Raw genomic sequence first — 21,217 nt, 5'->3', positions numbered from 1 at the left:
GCTCCGCTCCCCGACTGTGGATCATGCCTGGCCGGCGGGTGCCGCGCCCCGCCCCGGTGGCGGCGGTGTCGGTGAGAGGGGTCATGCCCGGGTGGACGGAGCCGACGGCCGATCGGCTCCGTCCGCACGGGAGAACCTCAGAGGTTCTTGAGCACCTCTTCGGCGGAGGAGACGGTCACGTCGCCCGGGGACGCCTCGACCCACAGGTTCTCGACGACGCCGTCCTTGAGCACCGCGGCGTAGCGCTGGTTGCGGAGACCCAGGCCCATCCCGGTGCCGTCGAGGACCAGGTCCATGGCCTCGGCGAGGTCGCCGTTGCCGTCCCCCAGCATGAGGATGTCGCCGGAGCCGAGCGCGTCGCCCCAAGCGCCCATCACGAACGCGTCGTTGACCGACACGCAGGCGACGGTGTCGACGCCCTTGGCCTTGAGCTCGTCCGCGCGCAGCGTGTAGGTCGGGAAGTGGCGCTCCGAACAGCCGGGAGTGAAGGCCCCGGGTACCCCGAAGAGCACCACGGTGCCCTTGCCCAGCACGTCGGCGCTCTGCACCGGGGTGGGGGCGCCGTCGCGCAGGGTGGTGAGGGTGACGTCGGGCAGGCTGTCCCCGGCGGAGAGCGGCATGGGTCCTCGTTTCGCGAAGTGACGTGATCGCCTCGCACGCTAGCCGCCCCTCATCCCCACCGCAGCCGCCAGACCCGCGCACCGGACAGCCGGGCCGCATACCCGCGTCGGTCGAGGCCGGGGAGCAGGGCCACGTGCTCGGCCGCGACGCGGTCCGCGTCGGCCGCGGTGCGTGGTGGGGCGGCGACGGTCAGCACCAGATCGCCCACCCCGATCCGCACCACCAGGGCTCCGAACCGCGACTCCCAGTTCCGCAGCACGGTGACCAGCCCCGCGAGGTCCCGCCTCGCCCCGGCCCAGCCGAGGGTCGCGAGGAGGTCCGCCGGGCGGCGGCCGACCCCGACGACGAGACGGGCCCGCCCGGCGTCGTTCTCGGCCCAGGCGACCGCCTCGTCGACGACCTCCTCCCGCCGGGGCGGCCGACCGGGCGCGAGGCCGGGGAACAGCCCGGGACCCGGCCACCACTCCTCCAGGACCGCGAGGGGATCGAGGGGCGGGACGGGGACGGGCGGCCCGCTCCCCTCGAGCGCACCCTCGGCGAGCCAGACCCCGCACCGCCCGGTGCGGGGCGCGGCGCGCAGGAGGCGTTCGTACGCGAGGGCGTTCTCGGGATCGTGGAAGCGGAAGGCCGGGGCGAGGGAGACGGTCATGCGGGGTTGGACGGAACAGACACCCGCGCGGTTCCCCTGGTCAGACGGTGCCGAAGAACTCGACCAACCCCCGCGGCGCGTCGTCGGCGAAGCACAGGTCCAGCCCCCGCGCGGACATCCGCGCGGCGTCGGCGGAGCGCGGGAACATCCCCGCCTCGTACTCGCGCAGCGCGGCCTCGACGTCCTCGGCGTGCGCGACGAGGGCCAGGGCGAGCTCGCAGCCGTCGAGCATCGCGGCGTTGGCCCCCTCGCCCGCGAAGGGCGACATCAGGTGGGCGGCGTCCCCGACCAGCGTCACGCCCGGGACCCGCGGCCACGAGTGGCCTGCGGGCAGGGCGTGGATCCGGCGGGCCACGATGTCGTCGTCGCAGTGGCGGATCAGGTCGGTCAGGGCCGGGGTCCAGTCGGCGAACTCCGCCAGCAGGGCCGTCCGGGTGGCCGCCGGGTCCGACCAGTCGACGCCGCGGGTGTCGAGCCAGTCCTCGGCCACCCGCAGCATGGCCCCCACATGGAGGTCGCGGCCACCGTGCCCGCCCAGGTTCTTGTTGTCCGACAGGGCGAACACGCTTCCCGTGCCGACGAGTGCGGCCGAGGCGGGCACCGTCGCCGGCGCATCGGTGACGTGGAGATCGAAGTAGCTGATCCCGGCGTACTGCGGGGAGGCGTCCGAGAGCAGGGGGCGGACCCGCGACCACGCGCCGTCCGCCCCGATCACCAGGTCGGCGGTCCGGCGGGCGCCGTGGGCGAAGACGAGCTCGAACCGCCCGTCCTCCCGACGCCCGACCCGGGTGAGCCTGTGCCCCCACTCGACCCGCCCGGGATCGAGCGACCCCAGCAGCAGGGCGCGCAGGTCGGCGCGGTCGATCTCGGGTCGGCCGCTGTCCCCCGTGACCTCCGGGGCGGCCCGGTCGACGAAGACCGTCCCCGCCTTGTCCATGATCCGGACGGCCTCCGCCTGCGGCAGGGTGAGGTTGCGGAAACCCTCGTACAGGCCCGCCTCGCGCAGCGCCCGCTGACCGGACTCGACGTGCAGGTCGAGCAGTCCGCCCTGCCCGCGGGCTGCGGGGCCGTCGTCGAGCTCGTAGACGGTGCAGGCGATGTCGTGCCGCTGCAGGATCCGGGCCAGCACCAACCCGCTGAGCCCGCCACCGACGACGGCGATGGAGGAGGACGAAGCCATGTCGACACCTCGGTTACGATGGACGTGTACGGCGTATGCAACTAGACGTGTACACCGTATTCTTCTTGACCGCAAGCGACTCCGGGAGCACCGCCATGGCCGACGACCCGCCACCCGTCATCTGGGCGCGCCTGTCGAGCCAGGGACGGGGACCCGTCCGCACCCTCGACCACGAGGCCATCACCGCGGCCGCGGTCGCCCTGGCGGACGCGGACGGGATCGACGCGGTCTCGATGCGCAAGGTCGCCGCACGGATGGACAGCAGCCCGATGGCGCTCTACCGACACGTCGGCACCAAGGACGACCTGACCGAGCTGATGTACGACGCGGTGCTGGGCGAGCTGGACCTGACCGGCATCCCGTCCGGCGGCTGGCGGGACGATCTCGCCCGGCTGGCCAGGGAGATCCGCCGGGTCCACCACGCCCATCCCTGGATCGCCGGGTTCGGGCACCGGCCGACCCTGGGCCCCCACCACACCCGGTTCGTCGAGGCCGGTCTGGCCTGTGTGGACGGGCTCGGCCTCGACATCGACGCGATGATGGACCTGCTGTCCACCGCCCTGCAGTTCACCCGGGGCTTCGTCCAGCAGGAGCTCGGCGAGGCCGAGGAGCAGCGGCGCACCGGCCTGGACTTCGCGGCCTACCAGCGCCGGACCGGGCCCTACCTGGCACGGCTGCTGGAGGAGGGCGAGCTGCCGTACCTGAACCGGCTCGTCGTCGAGGCCGAGGACTTCCCCGATCAGGACGTGGTGTTCGAACGGCGACTGGCAATGGTGCTGGACGGGCTCGCGGCGCGGATCGACCGATGAGTCCCGGCCGCGTCGCCGGTCCACCCCTCGTACCGACCCGAGGAGGAACCATGACCGCGTCCGCCTTCCCGCCCGTCGTCGACGCCGCGACCTGGGAGAAGGAGCTGGCCGAGCTCCGCGTCCGGGAGAAGGCCGCCACCCGGGAGCTCGATGCGATCGCCGCGCAGCGGCGGCGGCTGCCGATGGTCGAGCTGCCCGACTACACGCTGGAGTCCGCGGACGGGCCGGTCCGGCTCGTGGACCTCTTCGAGGACGAGCCGCAGCTCATCGTCTACCACCACATGTGGCAGGACGGCGCGGAGTGGCAGTGCAGCGGCTGCACCGGGTTCACCTCGCAGTTCACCCGGCTCGAGGGGCTGGCGAACTTCGACGCCCGGTTCGTCATCGTCACCCAGGGGCCGATCGACGAGGCCCTCGCCTACCGGGACAGGGTCGGGAACGCCATGACCTGGTACTCCACGGCGAACAGTCCCTTCGGGTCGGACGTCGGGGCGCCTCCCGGCGGCGGCTTCGCGGTCAACGTGTTCCTGCGGGGCGGCGACACCGTCTACCGGACCTGGCACACGGACGGCCGCGGCACCGAGCAGCTCGGCTTCCTGTTCGGCCTGGTCGACGTGCTGCCCTACGGCCGCCAGGAGGTCTGGCAGGACGTCCCGGAGGGCTTCCCGCAGGCCCCCACCTACAGCCACTGGATGGGCTCGGACGACATCGCCGCGGCCTACGGGACGGGCTGACTCACGCGGGCGGGATCCGGGCGGGCGGGATCTGGGCGGGCGGGATGATGCCTTCGGCCACGATGCGGACCACCTCGCCGGGCAGCTCGTCCGAGCCGGGCCGGCCGGGGCGGTACCACTCGCTGATCGAGTTGACCGTGCCGCTGAGCAGCCTGGCGGCGAGGGAGGGTTCGACGCCGGCGCGGACCTCGCCGTCCGCCACGGCGTCCGCGACGAGGGAGGCGAGGGTGGCGTCGAAGGCGCGGCGGCGGGCCAGGGCCCACCGCTCCGTCTCCGTGTTGCCCCGCACGCGCAGCAGGAGGGTGACGTAGGGCAGCTCGGACTGGAGCACCTCGACCTGGCGGAAGATGATGTGCCGCAGGCGGTCCAGGGCCGAGCCCTCCATGGAGCCGGGCTCGGAGAGGATGCCGAAGAGCCCGTCCAGCGCGCGGGTGAGGGCGGCCCGCAGCAGCTCCTCCTTGCCCGAGACGTGGTGGTAGAAGCTGGACTTGGTGATCCCCGCGGCGCGGGAGAGGTCCTCCATCGAGGTGGCGTCGTAGCCGCGGGTGTTGAACTCCGCGACCGCCACCTCCAGCAGGGACGACGCGTCGTAGACCGGGCGGCGCCCGCCGTCCCCGCCCCGGGCACGACGGGTGCGGGGCGGCGGGCCCGCGGGTGCGGCGGTCATCGCCCCTCGAACTCGGGCCTGCGCTTGGCCAGGAACGCCTCGACCGCCTCGCGGTGGTCCCGGGTCACCCCGAGCCGCGCCTGGCCCGCGGCCTCGTTCGCCAGCACCGTGTCCAGCGAGGACACCGCCCCGACCGCCACCGCCTTCTTGATCTCGGCGTAGGCCAGGGTCGGGCCCGCGGCCAGCGTCCGGGCGAGGTCCAGCGCGGCCGCGAGCACCTGGTCGGCGGGGACGACGGTGCGCACCAGGCCGGACGCCAGCGCCTGCGCGGCGTCGAACGACTCGCCGAGCAGCAGCAGCTCGGTGGCGCGGGCGGCGCCGAGGGAGTGCACGAGGGTGGCGGACAGCCCGGAGTCCGCGGTCAGGCCGATCGCGGCGAAGGCCGTGGCGAAGGTGGCGCTCTCGGCGGCGACCCGCAGGTCACAGGCCAGCGCGAAGCCGAGCCCGGCGCCCACCGCGCCGCCGTTGATCGCGGCGACGACCGGCTTCGGCATCGTCGCGATGGCCGTGACGATCGGGTTGTAGTGCTTCTCGACGGTGCTGAACGAGGTGCCCGCGTTGCCGCGCAGCGACTCCACGTGCTCGCCGAGGTCCTGCCCCACGCAGAAGGACCTACCCGTCCCCGCCAGCACGACGGCCCGCACCTCGGGATCGGCGGCAACCTGCTCCAGCGCCGCGAGCAGCGCCTCCTTGAGCTCGACCGTCAGCGCGTTGCGCCGCTCCGGCCGGTTGAGCGTGACGACCGAGACGGCCGGGACCTGCTCGTCCCGCGAGACGAGGACGGGTGCGGTGCTGGATTCCACGCGCCCATGCTAGCCGCTTGCGTCAACCGAACGGTCGTTTCCGAGCAGGGCACGGCAGGCCGGTGGGGGCGAGCAGCTCCAGGTAGGCGTCGAGCGCGGTGGGAGTGGGCGGCAGGCCGAACTGCAGGTCGCCGCCGAAGTACAGCTTCACCATCCCCGCGGGCAGCCTGCCGTGCCGGTGCAGCGTGAGCGCCGTGCGCAGTAACCCGGGCTCGAAGATCGAGAACCATCCGGCCCAGTCCGGCCAGCGCCTCGACGTGCGCCCACCGCCGCTCGACGGCGATGCCACGGGCGCCCGCGGCCATCGTCGATAGAGCAGGAGGTCCGGGTAGCGGGACCGCAAAGGCGTCCAGGCCTCGACGTACGGCGCCGCGGAGTGCACGCCGGAGGCGGTGAACATCGGCTCGTCGTTGTGGTTGTGCACGATCGCCGCGCCCAGCGTACGGGTTGACCGAACGCGGAGTCGGGCCGTTGACCGCGACCTCCACGACCACCGTGTCGGAGACCATGTCCGCCAGTCCGCACCGGAACACTCGTCGAGCTGCGCGCGCAGGATCTGCGGGTCACTACGCAGATGTGCGTACTCGTCGGGTGTCTCACGGGCCGGAACCACGCTCTCCTCCCTGCTGCCCGACACCGACGCAGGAGGACCGATGGACCTCACCAAGACCCTGCCCACCAGCCCCGACGCCGCGACGGAGGAGGCGCTGGACGCCCTGCAGGCCAACATCCTGTCCGGCCATGTGCGCGAGTGCTTCCTCGCGCTGTTCCTGCACTTCACCGACGCCGCGGAGGGCCGCGCGTTCCTCCGGTCCGCGGCTCCGCTGGTCAAGTCGCACACCGTGCAGCGGTGGGAGTCCGCCGCCTTCAAGGTCGGGCTGCCGGTCCGTCCGACCTGGGTCGGGGTCGCGCTGGCCGCCGCGGGGTACGAGGCGCTCGGGCTCGGGGCCGACGCCCCGTCCGATCCCGCGTTCCGGGCGGGCATGCCCCAGCGCACCGACGAGCTGACCGACCCGCTCCAGGGGGACTGGGAGCCCGGTTACCAGGGCCACATCCACGCCGTGGTGCTGATCGGCGCGACCTCGTCCGACGACGTCGAGGAGGCCGAGGCCGCCGTCCGCGCGCTGCTCCGGCCGAGCGTGACCGTGCTGCACCGGGAGTCCGGGCGCGGACAGCACAACGCGGCGGGCGCGGGGATCGAGCACTTCGGCTACGTCGACGGCCGCAGCCAGCCGCTGTTCCTCGACGCGGACATCGCCGTCGAGCCGAGGACCGCGTGGAACCCGGCGTTCCCGCTGCAGCAGGTGCTGGTGCCGGAGTCGACGCCGAACCGTTTCGGCAGCTACTTCGTGTTCCGCAAGCTGGAGCAGAACGTGCGGCTGTTCAAGCAGGCCGAGCTCGACCTGGCGGCCCGGATCGGGCTCCAGGGCGAGGACGCCGAGCGGGCGGGGGCGATGATCGTCGGGCGGTTCGAGGACGGCACGCCGCTGGTCACGCACAAGGACGCGCAGGGGCTGACCGCGGACGTCGAGAACGACTTCGGGTACACGGGCGACCCGCAGGGTCTGCGGTGCCCGCACTTCGCGCACATCCGCAAGACCAACCCGCGCGGCACGGGCGGCTTCGAGGACCCGGACGCGGCGACCGGGGAGCGCAGGCACATCATGGCCCGCCGCGGCCAGACCTACGGCGAGCGCTACGACGACCCGGGGGCGGACATCGCCCCCGCGCTGCGGCCCTCCGGCGGGGTCGGGCTGCTGTTCATGGTCTACATGAGCAGCGTGACCGACCAGTTCGAGTTCACCCAGCGGCTCTGGGCGAACAACCCGGACTTCCCGCAGGCGCCTGCCTCGCCCGGGCTGGACCCCGTGATCGGGCAGGGCACCCGCACGCCGTTGCCCCGGTGCCCCGTCGTCTGGGACGAGTCGACGAACCTCGTGGACGGCGACCCGTTCCCGCAGGCCGTGACCCTGAAGGGCGGGGAGTACTTCTTCGCCCCCTCGATCACCTACCTCGCGGGGCTCTAGCGTCTCTCGACCAGGGTGGTGATCCGGGTGTGGCCGGGGGCGGCGGGGGTGGAGCCGAAGCCGAACCGCACCGGCGGCTCCACCCGCGCCGGCCCGCCCTGGTCGACGCCCTCCCACCGGACCACCGCGTCGGTGATTCGGTGCAGGTCGCGGGCGCAGTAGTACTCCCGGCGCCCCTGCCCGGCGCTGCCGACGGTGCGGACGCCCGGCAGCACCAGCCGCGCGACGACGTCCAACGCGGCCACCCAGCGCCGGTTCGTCTGCAGGGGGCCGGGGACCGCGCGGAGCAGCAGGCCCAGCGCCGCCCGGCCCCCGACCGTCCACGCGCACTCCAGCGGACCCGCGGTCACCTGCCGACGGTTCCCCCGCTCGACGTGGTCGACGGGGCCGAGCACGACCTCGTCGAACGTGTACGTGGCGGTCACGAACTCGGCCACCGGTTCGGACGGGGCCAGCAGCAGGCGGTGCCCGTCCGGCCGCTCGACCATGACGTCGGTGAACGACCCCAGCGGCGAGCGCGGCCAGTGGCCCACCACGACGCGCAGTCCGGCGGGGGTGCCGAGGCCGGAGATGACACCGTCGAAGCGATCGATCACCCGTCTACCCTGCACCCCGTGCTGGAAATCGACCATCTGATCGCGTTCCTCCCCGGTCCGCCGGAGCCGTTCCCGGGCTTCTTCCTCGACGAGGGCACGCGACACGTCGGGCAGGGGACGCGGAACCGGCGGATCCGGTTCCCGCGGCACTACCTCGAGTTCCTGTGGATCGACGAGCCGGAGGTCGAGGAGGCGTCCGGCCTGGGGTTCGCGGCGCGCTGCGCGCGCACCGCGTACCCGTTCGGGATCGTCCTGCGCGGCAGGGTCCCCGAGGGCGACTTCCGCCGCTACGGCGTGCCGGACGGGCCGACCCTCGCGATCCACCAGGGCACCTCGGACATGCCGTTCCTCGCCGTCGCCGAGCTCACCGACGACGAGATCGGCGGGCTGCGTCACAAGCTCACCCCGCCGCACGAGTCGGGCGCCGAGGGCATCGTCGCCGCCCGGATGACGGGCGCGGTCGCGCCGGGACCGGCGCTGCCCGGGGTGTCGATCGCGGCGGCGGGTGAGCCGTCCCTGCGCCTGCTGCTGGACTCCGGAACCCCGCTGGTCCTTCAGTAGGAGCGCGGCAGGCCGAGCACCTGGGTGCCGATGTGGGCGAGGACCAGCTCCTCGGCGACCGGGATGTTCTTGGCGATCCGGGCGTCCCGGAACAGCCGCTCGACGGGGTACTCCTTCGAGTACGCCATCCCGCCGAAGGTCTGGAAGGCCTGGTTGGCGGCCTCCCACCCGACCTGGGCGCCGGTGAGCTTGGCGATGTTGGTCTCGGCGTGACACGGCAGGCCGCGGTCGAACAGCCACGCGGCCTTGTAGGTCATGAGCCTGCCGAGCTCGGTCTTCGCCTTGATCTGTGCGAGCGGGAACTGGATGGCCTGGTTCGCGCCGATCGGGCGACCGAACACCTTGCGCTCCTTCGCGTACCGGACGGCGAGGTCCAGCGCGGCGTCGGCGGTACCCACTCCCCCGGCCGCCGCCAGCACCCGCTCGGGGTTGAGCACGTCCCACAGGACGGAGAAGCCGCCGTCGACCTCGCCGAGGACGTTCTCGGCGGGAACCCGGACGTCGTCGAAGAAGACCTGGCTCGAGGTCACCACGTTGCCGCCCAGCTTGGGGATCGGCGTGTAGCGCAGCGTGCCCGCCGCGACGGCCTCCTTGACATCCACCAGGAACAGGGTGAACCCGCTGGTCCGGGGCGTGGCCTCGGCCGCGGGGACGGTCCGGGTGATCGCGATCATCCAGTCCGCGTTCTCCAGCCCGGAGATCCAGATCTTCTGTCCGCCGATCAGGAAGTCGGAGCCGTCCCGGACGGCGTGGGTGCGGATGCGCAGGGCGTCGCTGCCGGCGTCGGGTTCGGTGAGGGCCATGCAGAACTGGGTCTCGCCCGCCGCCAGTCCGGGGAGCAGGCGCCGCCGCTGCTCGGCGGTGCCGTGCCGGGCGATCGTGGTCGCGCCGAACCCGGGGGTGAGGATGTAGAGGAAGATCCCCGCCGTCCCGCCGGAGGCGGCGAGGGTCTCGCACGCCACGGCCAGCTCCAGGAGTCCCTGCCCGCCCCCGCCGTACTCCTCCGGGACGGTCAGCCCCAGCCAACCGCCCTGCGCGAGGTCACCCCACGCCTCCCAGGGGAAGCGGTGCTCCTCCTCCAGCCGCGACCAGTACGCGTGGTCGTACTTCGCACCGATCGCGCGGACCCCCTCCTGCACGGCGAGGGCGGTCTCGGGCAGCGTGAAGTCCATCGGGCGGGCCTCCGGGATCGGCGGTGATCGGGCCGGTCCCATCATGCCCCGCCCACCCCCCACCCGGACGGGCCCGCGCCGGCCCGGGCGGGCCGCCGGTCAGTGACCGGCGGGCATCGGGCTCCAGTCCCCCGCCGCGGCGACGGCGTCCAGGCGCGCCAGCGCCTCCGCGGGCAGGGCGAGCGAGGCCGCGGCCACGTTCTCGCGGAGGTGCCCGACGGAGCTGGTGCCGGGGATGACCAGGATGTTCGGCGAGCGCTGCAGCAGCCAGGCCAGCGCGGTCTGCTGCGGGGAGGCCCCCAGCGACTCGGCCACCTCCGCCAGCGTGCCCGTCTGCAGGGGGTTGAAGCCGCCGAGCGGGAAGAACGGAACGTAGCCGATCCCGTCCGCCGCGAGGGAGTCGACGAGTGCGTCGTCCTCGCGGTGGGCCACGTTGTAGACGTTCTGCACGAACACGATCGGCGCGATCGCCCGGGCCTCGGCCACCTGCGCCGCGGTCACGTTGGACACCCCGAGGTGGCGGACCAGGCCCTCCTTCTGCAGCGCCACCAAGTCCTCGAACAGCTCACCGATCGGCTCGGTGCCCATCGCGCGCAGGTTGACCGCGTCCAGGGCGTCCACCCCGAGCTGGGTGAGGTTGTCCTGCACCTGCTCGCGCAGGTCGTCGGACCGGTCCCAGGTGCCGTCCGGGCCGCGGCGGGCGCCGACCTTGCTCACGATCCGCAGCTCGGCCGGGTAGGGGTGCAGGGCCTCGCGGATGATCTCGTTGGTGACGACGGGCCCGTAGGCCTCGCTGGTGTCCAGGTGGGTGATCCCCAGCTCGACGACGGTCCGCAGCACGCGCACGGCCTCCTCGCGGTCGCGGGGCGGGCCCCACACCCCCGGCCCGGCGAGCTGCATGGCGCCGTAGCCCATGCGGGTCAGGACGAGGTCGTCGGCAAGGTTCAGTACGTCGCTCATGGGTCCACCGTGCACCCCCGGGCCGCGCCGCGCCTGGTACCGCCTGTACCAGGCAGCCGCGACGGGCCTAGCGGAGAATGGGGTCATGGACGAGCTCGGCACGGCGTTGCGCACCTGGCGGGAGCGGCTGGACCCGACGACCGTCGGGCTGCCGCACAACGGTCCGCGGCGGACCCCCGGGCTGCGACGCGAGGAGCTGGCGATCCTGGCCGGCATCTCGATCGACTACGTGGTGCGGCTGGAGCAGGGCCGGGCGCCGACGCCGTCGGCGCAGGTCTGCGGCTCGCTCGGCCGTGCCCTCCAGCTCTCCGACGACGAGCAGGCCCACCTCATGCGCCTCGCAGGCCACGCCGCCGACCCGGCCCGGATCCCGCGGGTCATCCCGGGGAGCGTGCACCGGATCATGGAGCAGCTCGCCGGGACCCCGCTCGCCGTCTACGACGCGACCTGGACCCTGCTGCACTGGAACCCGCTGTTCGCGGCCACGTTCGGCGACCCCAGCTCGCTGCCGGACGACCGGCGCAACACGCTCCTGGGGCTGTTCGAGGCGAGCCCGGTGCACGGCAGGGTCCACCACACGCCCGCCGAGCTGACCGCCTTCGCCGAGTCGATGGTCGCCGATCTGCGCACCACCACGAGCCGCTACCCGGACGACCCGGACGTCGCCGCGCTGGTCACGCGGCTGCTGCGGTCGCCGGACTTCCGCGAGCTGTGGGCGCGCCGGACGGTGGCCGAGCACCAGGGGTCCCACAAGGTCGTCGACCACCCGGAGGTCGGCCCGATCGACCTGGACTGCGACACCCTCGCCACCCGGGGCTCCAACCTGCGTGTGGTGGTCTTCACACCGACCCCCGGGACGGACGCGCGGAGCAAGCTCGAGCTGCTCGCGGCCGTCGGGACGCAGGAGCTCGCCCCGCGGGTCGGGTGAGCGGTCGGGGGTCCGTCGGGATACAACTTGTCCTCCACCCCCGCCCCCCGGAGGATCTGTGCACATCTGGCCCGGCTCGCCCTACCCGCTGGGTTCGACCTTCGACGGGGGTGGCACCAACTTCGCGATCTTCTCCGAGGTCGCCGAGCGCATCGAACTGTGTCTGTTCTCCGACTCCGACGACGGTGGGGTCACCGAGGAGCGGATCAACCTCCCCGAGCGCAACGGGCTGATCTGGCACGGCTACCTCCCCCGCGTCGGGCCCGGGCAGCGCTACGGCTACCGCGTGCACGGCCCCTACGAGCCCGGCAAGGGCCTGCGCTGCAACCCCGCGAAGCTGCTGCTGGACCCGTACGCCAAGGCGATCGACGGCGAGTACCGCTGGAACGAGGCGCTGTTCAGCTACCACTTCGGCGACCCGGACTCGTTCAACGACGCCGACTCGGCCCCGTACGCCATGACGTCGGTGGTGATCAGCCCGTACTTCGACTGGCAGGGCGACCGCCCGCTGCGGATCCCCTACAACGAGACCGTCGTGTACGAAGCCCACGTCCGCGGGATGACCATGCGGCACCCGGAGATCCCCGAGGACGTGCGCGGCACCTACGCCGGGATCGCACACCCGGTGATGATCCAGCACTTCAAGTCCCTCGGGGTGACGGCCGTCGAGCTGATGCCGGTGCACCAGTTCGTGCACGACTCGACGCTGGACGACAAGGGCCTGCGCAACTACTGGGGCTACAACACGATCGGCTTCTTCGCCCCGCACAACGGCTACGCCTGCTTCGGCACGCGCGGCGAGCAGGTCGCGGAGTTCAAGGCGATGGTCCGCTCGCTGCACCAGGCGGGCATCGAGGTGATCCTCGACGTGGTCTACAACCACACCGCCGAGGGCAACCACATGGGCCCCACGCTGTCCTTCCGCGGGATCGACAACCAGGCCTACTACCGGCTCGTCGACGGCGACGAGGCCTACTACTTCGACACCACGGGCACCGGCAACTCGCTCAACGTCCGCCACCACGAGTCGCTGCGCCTGCTGATGGACTCGCTGCGGTACTGGGTCACCGAGATGCACGTGGACGGGTTCCGGTTCGACCTGGCCTCGTCGCTGGCGCGGGAGTTCCACGCCGTCGACCGGCTGTCGGCCTTCTTCGACCTGGTCAACCAGGACCCGGTGGTGTCGCAGGTCAAGCTGATCGCCGAGCCCTGGGACGTCGGGGACGGCGGGTACCAGGTCGGCGGGTTCCCTCCCCTGTGGACGGAGTGGAACGGGCGCTACCGGGACACCGTGCGGGACTTCTGGCGGGGCGAGGCGCGGTCGCTGGGCGAGTTCGCGGCGCGGTTCACCGGCTCGTCGGACCTGTACGAGGCGGACAACCGCCGCCCCATCGCGTCGATCAACTTCGTCACCGCGCACGACGGCTTCACCCTCGAGGACCTGGTCTCCTACAACGAGAAGCACAACGAGGCGAACGGCGAGGACAACCGGGACGGCGAGAGCCACAACCGCTCCTGGAACCACGGTGCCGAGGGCCCCACCGAGGACGTGGCGATCCACGCGCTCCGCGAGCGGCAGAAGCGCAACATCCTCACCACCCTGCTGCTGTCCCAGGGCGTGCCCATGATCGCCCACGGGGACGAGCTGGGGCGGACCCAGCAGGGCAACAACAACGTCTACTGCCAGGACAACGAGCTCTCCTGGGTGGACTGGGACCGGGCGCGCGAGCACGACGTCCAGACCGAGTTCGTCGCCCGCCTCACGCGGCTGCGCGCCGAGCACCCGATCTTCCGGCGGCAGCGGTTCTTCCAGGGCAGGCCGATCCAGGGCTCCAGCATCGACGACATCGCCTGGCTGCGCCCGGACGGCAACCACATGACGGACGAGGACTGGAACCGCGCCCGCACGCAGTCGCTGGAGATCTACCTCAACGGTCAGGGCATCCCGGACCGGGACCTGCTCGGCATGCGGATCCAGGACGACTCGTTCCTGCTGCTCATCAACGCCCACCACCAGCAGGTCACCTTCTACCTGCCGGACGAGAGCTACGGGCGGGCGTGGGAGACCGTCGTCGACACCGCCGACCCGCTGCTGGCGGGCGCGCGGCGGCGCAACCACAAGGCGAGCGCACGGCTGCGGGTGATCGCCCGCTCGATGATGGTGCTGCGCTGCACGGTGCCGCCGAGCTGACGTGTCGGTCTTGACATGTCATATCCGACGGGTGCAGGCTGGGTCGCATCCGACGGGGAGGCAGTCATGGCTGAGGAAGACTCGCAGTTGCGGATCGGTGACGCGGAGCGCGAGCGCGCGGCGGCCACGTTGCACGAGCAGGTGGGTGCGGGGCGGCTGGACCTCGCCGAGTACGAGCAACGGGTGGACCGGGTCTACGCGGCCCGCACCGCGTCGGACCTGGCCGCGGTCCTGGCCGACCTGCCCACCGCTCCCCCGGCCCCGGTGTCGACCGAGCGCGGGCCGCGCGTGCTCCCGACCGCCGCCGTCTGGGCGCCCTGGGTCGCGACGACCGTGATCTGCCTGGTCGTCTGGCTCGCGACGAGCCTGGGCGCCGGCCACGCCGTGTACTTCTGGCCGATGTGGGTCGCGGGCCCGTGGGGCGCGATCCTGCTCCTCGGCGGCGGAAAGGGGTCGTGCGCCACCCGCCACACCCTGCCGGGAGGAACCTCGGTGCCGTTCCGATCATGATCGGACAGCACCGAGGTTCCTCTCGGGCTCAGGTGGGGCGGATGGTGGGGAAGCCCAGGGCCGTGGTGTCGCGGTCCGGCTCCGGAGTCTGTGGGGTCGGGGGGATGGCGTGGTCCACCGCCGCGGTCAGGATGGCCGCGATGCGCCGCGCCGCGGCGGGGTCCCTGGGCGGGTAGAGCAGGACCCAGCCCTCCGGCAGGCCGCGGGCGACCCCGGCCAGCGGATGGAACTCGCCCCAGCGGCGGGCGACGACCACGCGGGCGTCCAGCGGGGCCAGCGACACGTGCAGCGACCCGTCCGCCGGGTGCAGGTGTGCGATCTCCGCTCCCCCGCGGACGGCGAGCGCGGTCCGGCCGCGGGAGTGGGCGCTGGGGCGGGTCTCCAGCTCCGGGCGCTCCTCGAAACCCGCGAAGACCTCCTGCAGGGCCGCACGCGACTCGGCGTCCGCGTGCTGGTCCAGGACCTTGTGCGGCATCGGGTGCGGGTCCACGGCTGGCCGCTCACCCGGCCGGGGCTCCAGCTGGACGAGGCCGCGGCTGACGTCCCCGCTGCCCTCGTCCCGCCACCGCAACCGGTCCCGCGCGCGCAGCCGCAGCCCGCTGACGACCAGCCAGCCCACGGGGTTCACCTGCACCCCGGTGGGCTCGAGCGCGCGCCAGCGCCGGTAGTCCCGCACCGCCCAGCCGAGCCCGGCGCCCGCCATCCCGACGAGCGCCCCCACCATCCCCGCGCGCGACCTCATGCCCCCAGCCTGCCGCATCGGCCCACCGGCTGCTCAGAACACGCAGTAACCGCCGTCGAGCGTCACCTCGTCGCCGGTGTGGAACATCAGCGAGGGATCGGCGAGGTAGGCCGCGACCTGCTCGAACTCCGCGGGCTCCGCCCACCGCCCGGACGGGCGTGCGCGCCGTGGTGGCCGCCCGGAAGCGCTCGTTCGCGTACCCGGCCGCGCTGAGGTCGGTGCGGGTCCAGCCCGGGATGAGCGCGTTGCAGCGCACCCGGTGGCGCGCCAGCTCGACGGCGAGGGTGCGGCTGAGCCCGAGCAGCGCCGTCTTGCTCGACGCGTACGCGGCCTGCCGCGCGCTCCCGTACCGCGAGATCATCGACGAGACGACGACGATCGACCCCCCGGTCCCCTGCGCGGCGAACCGGCGGGCGGCCTCGCGGCAGGTGAGGAACGCGCCGTCGAGGTTGACCTCGTGCACCCGCCGCCAGGCGGCCAGGGAGGTGTCGACGAGCGGGGCCCCGTCCGAGGTGCCCGCGTTGGAGACCAGGCAGCCCAGCGGGCCGAGCTCCGCGACCGTCTGCTCCATGGCGGCCTCGACCTGCGCCTCGTCGGTGACGTCGCAGGTCAGGGCGATCGCTCGGGCACCCAGCTCGGTCAGCCCGCGGACCGCCTGGTCACTCTTGGCCGCGTCCCGCGCCCAGATCGCGACCGCGCCGCCCGCCTTCGCGATGCCGGTGGCCATCCCCAGCCCGATACCGCCGTTGCCGCCGGTCACCACCACGACGAGCCCCGTCAGGTCGTTCATCCGCACTCCCTCGTGTCGATCAGCCGAGCCTGTCACACGGGCGACCCTCGGCAGCTGCACGAGAATCCGGTGCGCGAGCCCGGGAACAGACCGGACGAGCCGCGCGTTGCGGACGTGCCGATCCCCCAGGAGGTCCCGTGCTGCCGTCCGTCCCCGAGCAGGTGGAACGACTGATCGCCCTCGGCGCCACCGCGCCGCTCACCCCCGACGAGCTGCGGATCGCGGCGAAGGCGCTCCCGGACCGGCCGGGTTTGCTCGTCGTCGCGGACGCCCGCCCCTCCGCCCTGGCGCCGTCGCTGCGCCGCGGGGACCGCGAGGGCTTCGTCGTGGCCGACATGACGGACGTGGACGACTTCGCCCCGACCGTCGACCTCCCGGGCGGCCCGGTCCACCTGCTCGAGGACCTCGACCGCGGCGACCACCTCGCGAACCGCAGCCCGGCGGAGGCGCTCACGGAGCTGGCGGGCCGCACCCCGCTGACCCTCACCGAGGGCGTGCAGTGGGTGCTGCAGGACCCGGAGGTCCTGGTGCGCAACGCCTGCTTCATGACGATCGGGTCCCGGCTCCGCAGGCCGGACGGCCGGTTCGACGCCCGCACCCCCGCCGTCTGGATCTCCAACGGCACCGGTCGGGACGGTCGCGAGCGCACGGACGCCCCGAAGGTCGGCTGGTGTTGGTGGAACAACCGCCACACCTGGCTGGGCTTCGCCTCCGCCGCGACCCGCACCGGCTGAGGCGCCCGGGCCGGATGCCTCGAACTGAGACGTCCGGACCGCCGTCCGCTCGCTAGCGTCCGGACGGTGACCCGCCTCGTCGACGAGCCGATGGTCGCGCGCTGGGGCTCCGAGCACCCGGCCGCGCCGCTGGTCGTGGTGCTGCACGGGAACGGGACCAGCGAACACTCGATGATCGAGATCTCGCCGTGGCTGCCGCACGGGCCGGTCGCCTACGCCGCGGTGCGCGCCCCGCTGCCCGCCGAGCGCGGGTACGCCTGGTTCGACGATCCGGACGAGCTGCCGACCACCACCGAGTGGCTCCTGCGCTGGCTCGACGACGAGGGCGACCGGTCCGTCCTGCTGCTCGCCTTCCGCAGCGGCGTGACGGTGGCCGGGGCGCTGCTCCTCGCGGCGCCCGAGCGGTTCTCCGGCGCCGTCCTGCTGCACGGGGCCCTGCCCTCCCGGTCCCTGCGTCCGGGCGTGCTGCGGGGGATCCCGGTCTTCCTCGCCGACGCCGCCGAGGATCCCCACCTGCCCGCCGAGCAGCGCGACCGGACGTGGGACTGGATGCGCCGCGAGTCCGGCGCACCGGTCCGGGTCGCGCGCACCGCGAGCAGCAGGCAGCTGGCCGGGGAGATCGTCGGGGACGCCGGGAGCTGGCTCGGCGACCGGCTCGACCACCTGCACTCCCACGGCGAGAACCCGCTGCCCGACGGACCCGAACCGGAGTGGCCGGGCCTCGGCAGGCTGCCGTCGCGCGCGGGCGGGGCGCCGGACACCACCCCGACCCTCCCGCAGCTCCCGCTCGATCCCGACCCCTGGCTCGACCCGGCCCTCCTCACCGAGCTCTGGGCGCGCCTCGGCACCGGGCGCACCGCGCCCGCCGCGATCGGGCCACCCGGCACGCGCTCGGTGCTCGCCGACACCGGGCCCTTCGTCGATCCCGCGATCGGCGAACGGGCCCACCTCCATCCCGACGGCAGCCTCCACCTCGCCCTGCCCCCGGCCCTCGCCTACGACGCCGTGCTCAAGGGTTGGGCGGTCCCCCACCCCCTCGCCGGGGTCCGGCTCGACGCGGGCGTGGTGCTGGTCCCGGCCCCGCGCGATGCCGCGGAGCTGGAGGTCGTGGCGGGGATCGCGGCAGGCTAGGCGTCCAGCTCGGCCAGGGCCGTCGAGACGTCCGGGAAGCTGCGGTACCTGCTCAGCACCTGCCGCTCCGCCACGCCCAGCCGCCCCGCGAGCGCCGCCGCGCCGATCAGGTCGAAGGTGATCCCGCGCCGCGAGGTCGCGTGCGCGGCGTGTCGCAGCGCCGCCTCACCGCCGGGGGCGAGCCCGTCGAGCTGCGAGACGTCCACCAGGACGTGGCGGGTCGGCGAGTGATGGTGCGAGGCCATCTGCAGCCGGGCGTCGATCAGGCGGAGCAACCGCGCGCCGACCAACCGGTCCAACGTCCCGCGGACGCTGATCGTGTAGACGCCGGGTCGGGGGACGCCGATCCCCATGGGTGCGGACTCCGCGATCGTCATCGCCACACTCCTCCCTCCGTCGGGAGGGGCGGACTGCTTCACCCCACGAACCCCGACCGTACCGGCTGCCCGACGGGCGCGCGACGCTCGGAATCGATCAGGACGGCGGGATCATCCGACGAGCCGCGCCCGCAGCACCGGCCCGAGCGGCCGGTCGGTGTCCAGCACGACCCGGACGTGGGCCCCGGGAACGTCCGCGGTGCCGCTGCGCTGGTGCCGCAGGTCGCACAGCGTCTGCCCGCGGCCCGGCCCGCCGGTCGCGTCGACGACGACGGGCACGGCGGGCGCGCGGGTCGCCTCGATCTCCCCCACGAGGATCGCCGCGGCCAGCGGGTCGTGCAGCGCGCACCCGCGGAACCCGTAGACCCCCTGGTAGAAGGTGAAGTACTGGTCCAACATCGCCCCCACCGCCCGGGCCGCGGGATCCGCCGAGTCCAGCAGCGCCGACTGGTCCTCCTCGGTGAACCGGTTCTCCAGCGTGACGTCCAGCGGCACCAGCACCACGTCCCACGGCGCGTCGACGACCGCCGCGGCCGCCTCCGGGTCGTTGTGGATGTTGGCCTCGGACACCGCGGACACGTTCCCTGAGGTCTGGGCGGCCCCGCCCATCACGACCACACGTTTGACCCTCGACGGCAGCTCCGGGTCGAGGTCCAGCGCCGCGGCCAGGTTGGTGAGCGGCCCGACGGCCAGCACCTCCAGCTCACCGGGGTGCTCGGCGGCGAGGCGGACCAGCATCTGCGCCGCGCTCTCCGCCTCGGGCTCCCCCGCCCGCGGCAGCGCGGTCCCGCCGATCCCGTCGTTCCCGTGCACGTGCGGCGCCCCGCCCGCATAGCTGCCGACGCGGGGATCGTGCTCCCCCACCGCGACCGGCACCGCGTGCCCCGCCAGCGCGACGAGGTCGAGGGTGTTGCGGGCGGCGGTGGCGGCGTCGATGTTGCCGCTCACCGTCCCGATCCCGCGCAGCACCACCGAGGGCGACCGCAGCAGGTAGAGCAGGGCGAGGGAGTCGTCGATGCCGGTGTCGCAGTCGAGGTAGACCGGGGTCGTCACCGGTTGATCCTCCTACACCGCCCGCCTCGACGACGCGGTGGTCAGCGCTCGGGCGACCTGGTCGCGGCCTACGAGCGCCTCACCGGCCGCCCCGATCGACCACCGGCAGGCTGACCGGACCAGTGCAACGGCAGGACCTCCTCCGGACCGAGTGCGGCGAACCGCTCCCCCGCGCGCCGCAGCTCCCGGATCGCCGCGAGTCGCGCCGGCTCCGGATAGGGGCACGGCCCCTGGCGGACGCTCCCCCACGCCCGCGCCAGGCTCGTCACCACCGCCCGGTCGGGCCCGTCGAGCCCGAGGTGCACCGCGCCCACCAGCATCTCGGCCAGTGCGAGCCCGGCCGCGTTGCGCCGCCGGACGGCGTCCGACCGGACCGCGGCGCGCCTGCCCGCAAGGACCTCCAGGCTGTCGAACACCGCCCCCTCGGCGATGCTCCCGAACAGCCCGTCGGCCATCCCGAGCTGCTGCTCGGTGACGAAGTGCGCCAGGTCGTGCGGGACCGCGTGCTTGCGGTCGTAGGAGCTCAGCCGCAGGCGGACGCCGTCCGACCGCGTGATCGTCGCGACCGAGCCGCCGCCCCGCCTCCTCGCGAACTCCACCCGCACGACCCCGAGGGTGCCGGCGGGCTCGCTTCATCGCGAGCGGATTGGCGCCGCGGCCGTGAGGCGCTGCACGTCATCCTGCGGCTGTTCCGCGGCGAGGTGGTGGCGCAGACCGCGCTCAGCGCACGCCGTGCTCCGGCTCGCGCTGCAGCTCGACGGGCTCCGGCTTCTGCAGGACCACGGCCAGGGTGGGCAGGACCAGCACCGTGAGCATCCCGGCCCCGACCAGCGCCGCCGCGTTCTCCGGCAGCATGGTGCCGTTGCGCAGCCCGATCTCGGCCAGCGCCACCACCAGCGGCAACGCCGTGGCCGTGACCAGCATGGTCTGCACCCGCTCGCGCAGGTCCAGAGCGCCGATGTAGACCAGCAGCGCGGGCAGCCCGCGCACCACGACCATCAGCCCGAAGAAGAGCAGCAGCCGCAGCGGGGCGTCCGCGATGGCGCGCAGGTCGATCGTCATGCCGGAGTAGACGAAGAAGATCGGGATCAGGAAGCCGTGCCCCGCGACGTCGAGCTTCTCCTCCAGCACCCGGGCCCCCGTGCCCACCCATCGCCGCAGCACCATGCCCGCCACGAACGCGCCGAGCACGGCGTCCAGGTGGAACCGCTCGGTCACGGCCAGCAGGAGCAGCAGGAGCAGCACGGTGAACCGCAGCGTGATCTGGCTGGTCTCGTGCTGCCGTTCGACGACGACGGTCAACAGCCGCCCGCCCGGCCGCAGCACCCTGTTCGCCAGCGCGAGCAGCACCGCCAGCACCACGACGGCGCCGAGGGACAACAACGCCACCCAGCGGTTGCCGATGCCGAGGAAGATCGCGATCGCCAGGATCGGCAGCAGCTCCCCGGCGGCCCCGCCCGCCATCAGGTACCCGCCGATGCGGCCCCGCAGCATGTCGTTCTCGCGCAGGATCGGCACCAGCGTGCCGAGCGCGGTGGTGGTCAGCGCCAGCGCGACCGGCACCCAGGCCTGCACGACCCCGAGCGCGGTCAGCCCGCCGACGACGGCCAGGGCCAGCGCCAGCGAGGCGAACCAGGCCACCACCGCCCGCCTGCCCGCGTCCTGCCGGTACAGCCGCTGGTCGATCTCGTAGCCCGCCAGCAGGAACACGAAGCCCAGCCCGAGGTCCGCCAGCGGCTCGACGGCCGTCGGCGAGGCCAGGCCCAGCACCTGCGGCCCCACCAGCATCCCGCCCGCGAGCAGCAGGACCACCTGCGGGACCGGCAGCCGCGGCATCAACCCCAGCAGCAGCGGGGCGAGCGCGGCCACCGCCGCGATGGCGAGCAGGCTGTCCAACGCACTGCCGATGTCCTCCACCGACGAATCCTCTCTCCGCCATCCGTGTCCGAGTGGGAGGTCGGCCACACGTCGTCGACCGTTAA

The 21,217-nt window shown here is 73.5% G+C and carries 24 protein-coding genes; 9 read left to right on the top strand and 15 right to left on the bottom strand.

Annotated features, from left to right (window positions below):
* Positions 1-137 precede the first annotated feature (137 nt).
* The 3 genes from ABD993_RS24050 to ABD993_RS24040 are packed head-to-tail and all read right to left on the bottom strand — an operon-like array spanning position 138 to position 2,450.
* On the bottom strand, positions 138-620 hold the full coding sequence (locus ABD993_RS24050; protein ID WP_345422710.1) for a peroxiredoxin: 483 nt from the start codon (positions 618-620) through the stop codon (positions 138-140).
* A gap of 50 nt (positions 621-670) precedes the next feature.
* Positions 671-1,270, bottom strand: coding sequence for a DUF4253 domain-containing protein (locus ABD993_RS24045; RefSeq protein WP_345422707.1), 600 nt, complete (start codon positions 1,268-1,270; stop codon positions 671-673).
* 40 nt (positions 1,271-1,310) lie between these two features.
* Complete coding sequence (locus tag ABD993_RS24040) at positions 1,311-2,450, bottom strand: FAD-dependent oxidoreductase (RefSeq protein WP_345422705.1); 1,140 nt, start codon at positions 2,448-2,450, stop codon at positions 1,311-1,313.
* Between the two features lie 65 nt (positions 2,451-2,515).
* On the opposite strand from ABD993_RS24040, the gene ABD993_RS24035 reads away from it, so the two are divergent.
* The gene (locus ABD993_RS24035; RefSeq protein WP_345422702.1) at positions 2,516-3,259 is read left to right on the top strand and encodes a TetR/AcrR family transcriptional regulator; all 744 of its coding nucleotides are present in this window, start codon (positions 2,516-2,518) and stop codon (positions 3,257-3,259) included.
* A 50-nt stretch (positions 3,260-3,309) separates the two neighbouring features.
* Positions 3,310-3,993 carry a DUF899 family protein gene (locus ABD993_RS24030; protein ID WP_345422699.1) on the top strand — a complete coding sequence of 228 codons (684 nt, stop codon included), beginning with the start codon at positions 3,310-3,312 and terminating at the stop codon, positions 3,991-3,993.
* 1 nt (position 3,994) lies between these two features.
* Here ABD993_RS24030 and ABD993_RS24025 read toward each other — a convergent pair whose 3' ends face one another.
* From ABD993_RS24025 to ABD993_RS24015, 3 genes are read right to left on the bottom strand one after another with little or no spacing between them, the layout of a single operon-like run.
* Entirely contained in the window at positions 3,995-4,660 is a 666-nt protein-coding gene (locus tag ABD993_RS24025; RefSeq protein WP_345422696.1) for a TetR/AcrR family transcriptional regulator, read from the bottom strand.
* Positions 4,657-5,463, bottom strand: coding sequence for an enoyl-CoA hydratase/isomerase family protein (locus ABD993_RS24020; protein ID WP_345422694.1), 807 nt, complete (start codon positions 5,461-5,463; stop codon positions 4,657-4,659). Before ABD993_RS24020 ends, ABD993_RS24025 begins: the two co-directional genes overlap by 4 nt.
* Positions 5,464-5,485: 22 nt before the next feature.
* Positions 5,486-5,887, bottom strand: coding sequence for a hypothetical protein (locus ABD993_RS24015; protein ID WP_345422692.1), 402 nt, complete (start codon positions 5,885-5,887; stop codon positions 5,486-5,488).
* 229 nt (positions 5,888-6,116) lie between these two features.
* Here ABD993_RS24015 and ABD993_RS24010 point away from each other — a divergent pair, with 229 nt between their 5' ends.
* Complete coding sequence (locus ABD993_RS24010; RefSeq protein ID WP_345422689.1) at positions 6,117-7,490, top strand: Dyp-type peroxidase; 1,374 nt, start codon at positions 6,117-6,119, stop codon at positions 7,488-7,490.
* On the opposite strand, the gene ABD993_RS24005 is transcribed toward ABD993_RS24010, so the two are convergent.
* The gene (locus tag ABD993_RS24005; RefSeq protein ID WP_345422686.1) at positions 7,487-8,086 is read right to left on the bottom strand and encodes a hypothetical protein; all 600 of its coding nucleotides are present in this window, start codon (positions 8,084-8,086) and stop codon (positions 7,487-7,489) included. The two genes, ABD993_RS24010 and ABD993_RS24005, sit on opposite strands and share 4 nt — an antisense overlap.
* Positions 8,087-8,104: 18 nt before the next feature.
* On the opposite strand from ABD993_RS24005, the gene ABD993_RS24000 reads away from it, so the two are divergent.
* Positions 8,105-8,647, top strand: coding sequence for a VOC family protein (locus ABD993_RS24000; protein WP_345422684.1), 543 nt, complete (start codon positions 8,105-8,107; stop codon positions 8,645-8,647).
* Here the strand turns inward: ABD993_RS24000 and ABD993_RS23995 are convergent.
* Together ABD993_RS23995 and ABD993_RS23990 are read right to left on the bottom strand one after the other, a co-directional pair.
* Positions 8,641-9,819, bottom strand: coding sequence for an acyl-CoA dehydrogenase family protein (locus tag ABD993_RS23995; RefSeq protein WP_345422681.1), 1,179 nt, complete (start codon positions 9,817-9,819; stop codon positions 8,641-8,643). The two genes, ABD993_RS24000 and ABD993_RS23995, sit on opposite strands and share 7 nt — an antisense overlap.
* A 99-nt stretch (positions 9,820-9,918) precedes the next feature.
* A complete protein-coding gene (locus tag ABD993_RS23990) occupies positions 9,919-10,779 on the bottom strand; it encodes an oxidoreductase (RefSeq protein WP_345422678.1) in 861 nt (286 codons plus the stop codon).
* A gap of 85 nt (positions 10,780-10,864) precedes the next feature.
* Between ABD993_RS23990 and ABD993_RS23985 the strand changes: the two genes are divergently transcribed.
* The 3 genes from ABD993_RS23985 (at position 10,865) to ABD993_RS23975 (ending at position 14,408) form a co-directional block, all read left to right on the top strand.
* Positions 10,865-11,707 carry a helix-turn-helix transcriptional regulator gene (locus ABD993_RS23985; protein ID WP_345422675.1) on the top strand — a complete coding sequence of 281 codons (843 nt, stop codon included), beginning with the start codon at positions 10,865-10,867 and terminating at the stop codon, positions 11,705-11,707.
* 58 nt (positions 11,708-11,765) lie between these two features.
* Complete coding sequence (gene glgX, locus ABD993_RS23980; RefSeq protein ID WP_345422672.1) at positions 11,766-13,898, top strand: glycogen debranching protein GlgX; 2,133 nt, start codon at positions 11,766-11,768, stop codon at positions 13,896-13,898.
* A gap of 66 nt (positions 13,899-13,964) precedes the next feature.
* Positions 13,965-14,408 carry a DUF1707 SHOCT-like domain-containing protein gene (locus ABD993_RS23975; RefSeq protein ID WP_345422669.1) on the top strand — a complete coding sequence of 148 codons (444 nt, stop codon included), beginning with the start codon at positions 13,965-13,967 and terminating at the stop codon, positions 14,406-14,408.
* A 28-nt stretch (positions 14,409-14,436) separates the two neighbouring features.
* Here ABD993_RS23975 and ABD993_RS23970 read toward each other — a convergent pair whose 3' ends face one another.
* Positions 14,437-14,883: a luciferase domain-containing protein gene (locus tag ABD993_RS23970; protein WP_345422667.1), complete on the bottom strand. Its 447-nt coding sequence runs from the start codon at positions 14,881-14,883 to the stop codon at positions 14,437-14,439.
* A 25-nt stretch (positions 14,884-14,908) separates the two neighbouring features.
* Entirely contained in the window at positions 14,909-15,940 is a 1,032-nt protein-coding gene (locus ABD993_RS23965; RefSeq protein ID WP_345422664.1) for an SDR family NAD(P)-dependent oxidoreductase, read from the bottom strand.
* Between the two features lie 137 nt (positions 15,941-16,077).
* Here ABD993_RS23965 and ABD993_RS23960 point away from each other — a divergent pair, with 137 nt between their 5' ends.
* Positions 16,078-16,674 (top strand): DUF5701 family protein, encoded by a 597-nt coding sequence (locus tag ABD993_RS23960; RefSeq protein WP_345422661.1) that lies wholly within the window; start codon positions 16,078-16,080, stop codon positions 16,672-16,674.
* Positions 16,675-16,740: 66 nt separating this feature from the next.
* On the top strand, positions 16,741-17,805 hold the full coding sequence (locus ABD993_RS23955; RefSeq protein ID WP_345422658.1) for a luciferase domain-containing protein: 1,065 nt from the start codon (positions 16,741-16,743) through the stop codon (positions 17,803-17,805).
* Here the strand turns inward: ABD993_RS23955 and ABD993_RS23950 are convergent.
* The 4 genes from ABD993_RS23950 to ABD993_RS23935 all read right to left on the bottom strand — a co-directional run bounded on the left by ABD993_RS23950 (position 17,802) and on the right by ABD993_RS23935 (position 21,152).
* Positions 17,802-18,182: a hypothetical protein gene (locus ABD993_RS23950; protein WP_345422655.1), complete on the bottom strand. Its 381-nt coding sequence runs from the start codon at positions 18,180-18,182 to the stop codon at positions 17,802-17,804. The two genes, ABD993_RS23955 and ABD993_RS23950, sit on opposite strands and share 4 nt — an antisense overlap.
* 111 nt (positions 18,183-18,293) lie before the next feature.
* The gene (locus ABD993_RS23945; RefSeq protein ID WP_345422652.1) at positions 18,294-19,235 is read right to left on the bottom strand and encodes a nucleoside hydrolase; all 942 of its coding nucleotides are present in this window, start codon (positions 19,233-19,235) and stop codon (positions 18,294-18,296) included.
* Between the two features lie 68 nt (positions 19,236-19,303).
* Positions 19,304-19,840: a hypothetical protein gene (locus ABD993_RS23940; protein WP_345422649.1), complete on the bottom strand. Its 537-nt coding sequence runs from the start codon at positions 19,838-19,840 to the stop codon at positions 19,304-19,306.
* A gap of 115 nt (positions 19,841-19,955) precedes the next feature.
* Positions 19,956-21,152 carry a cation:proton antiporter gene (locus ABD993_RS23935; protein WP_345422646.1) on the bottom strand — a complete coding sequence of 399 codons (1,197 nt, stop codon included), beginning with the start codon at positions 21,150-21,152 and terminating at the stop codon, positions 19,956-19,958.
* Positions 21,153-21,217 lie beyond the last annotated feature (65 nt).

This window comes from Pseudonocardia xishanensis, from assembly GCF_039541715.1.
Lineage (GTDB): Bacteria > Actinomycetota > Actinomycetes > Mycobacteriales > Pseudonocardiaceae > Pseudonocardia > Pseudonocardia xishanensis.
This window is presented reverse-complemented; position numbering and strand designations above follow the sequence as displayed.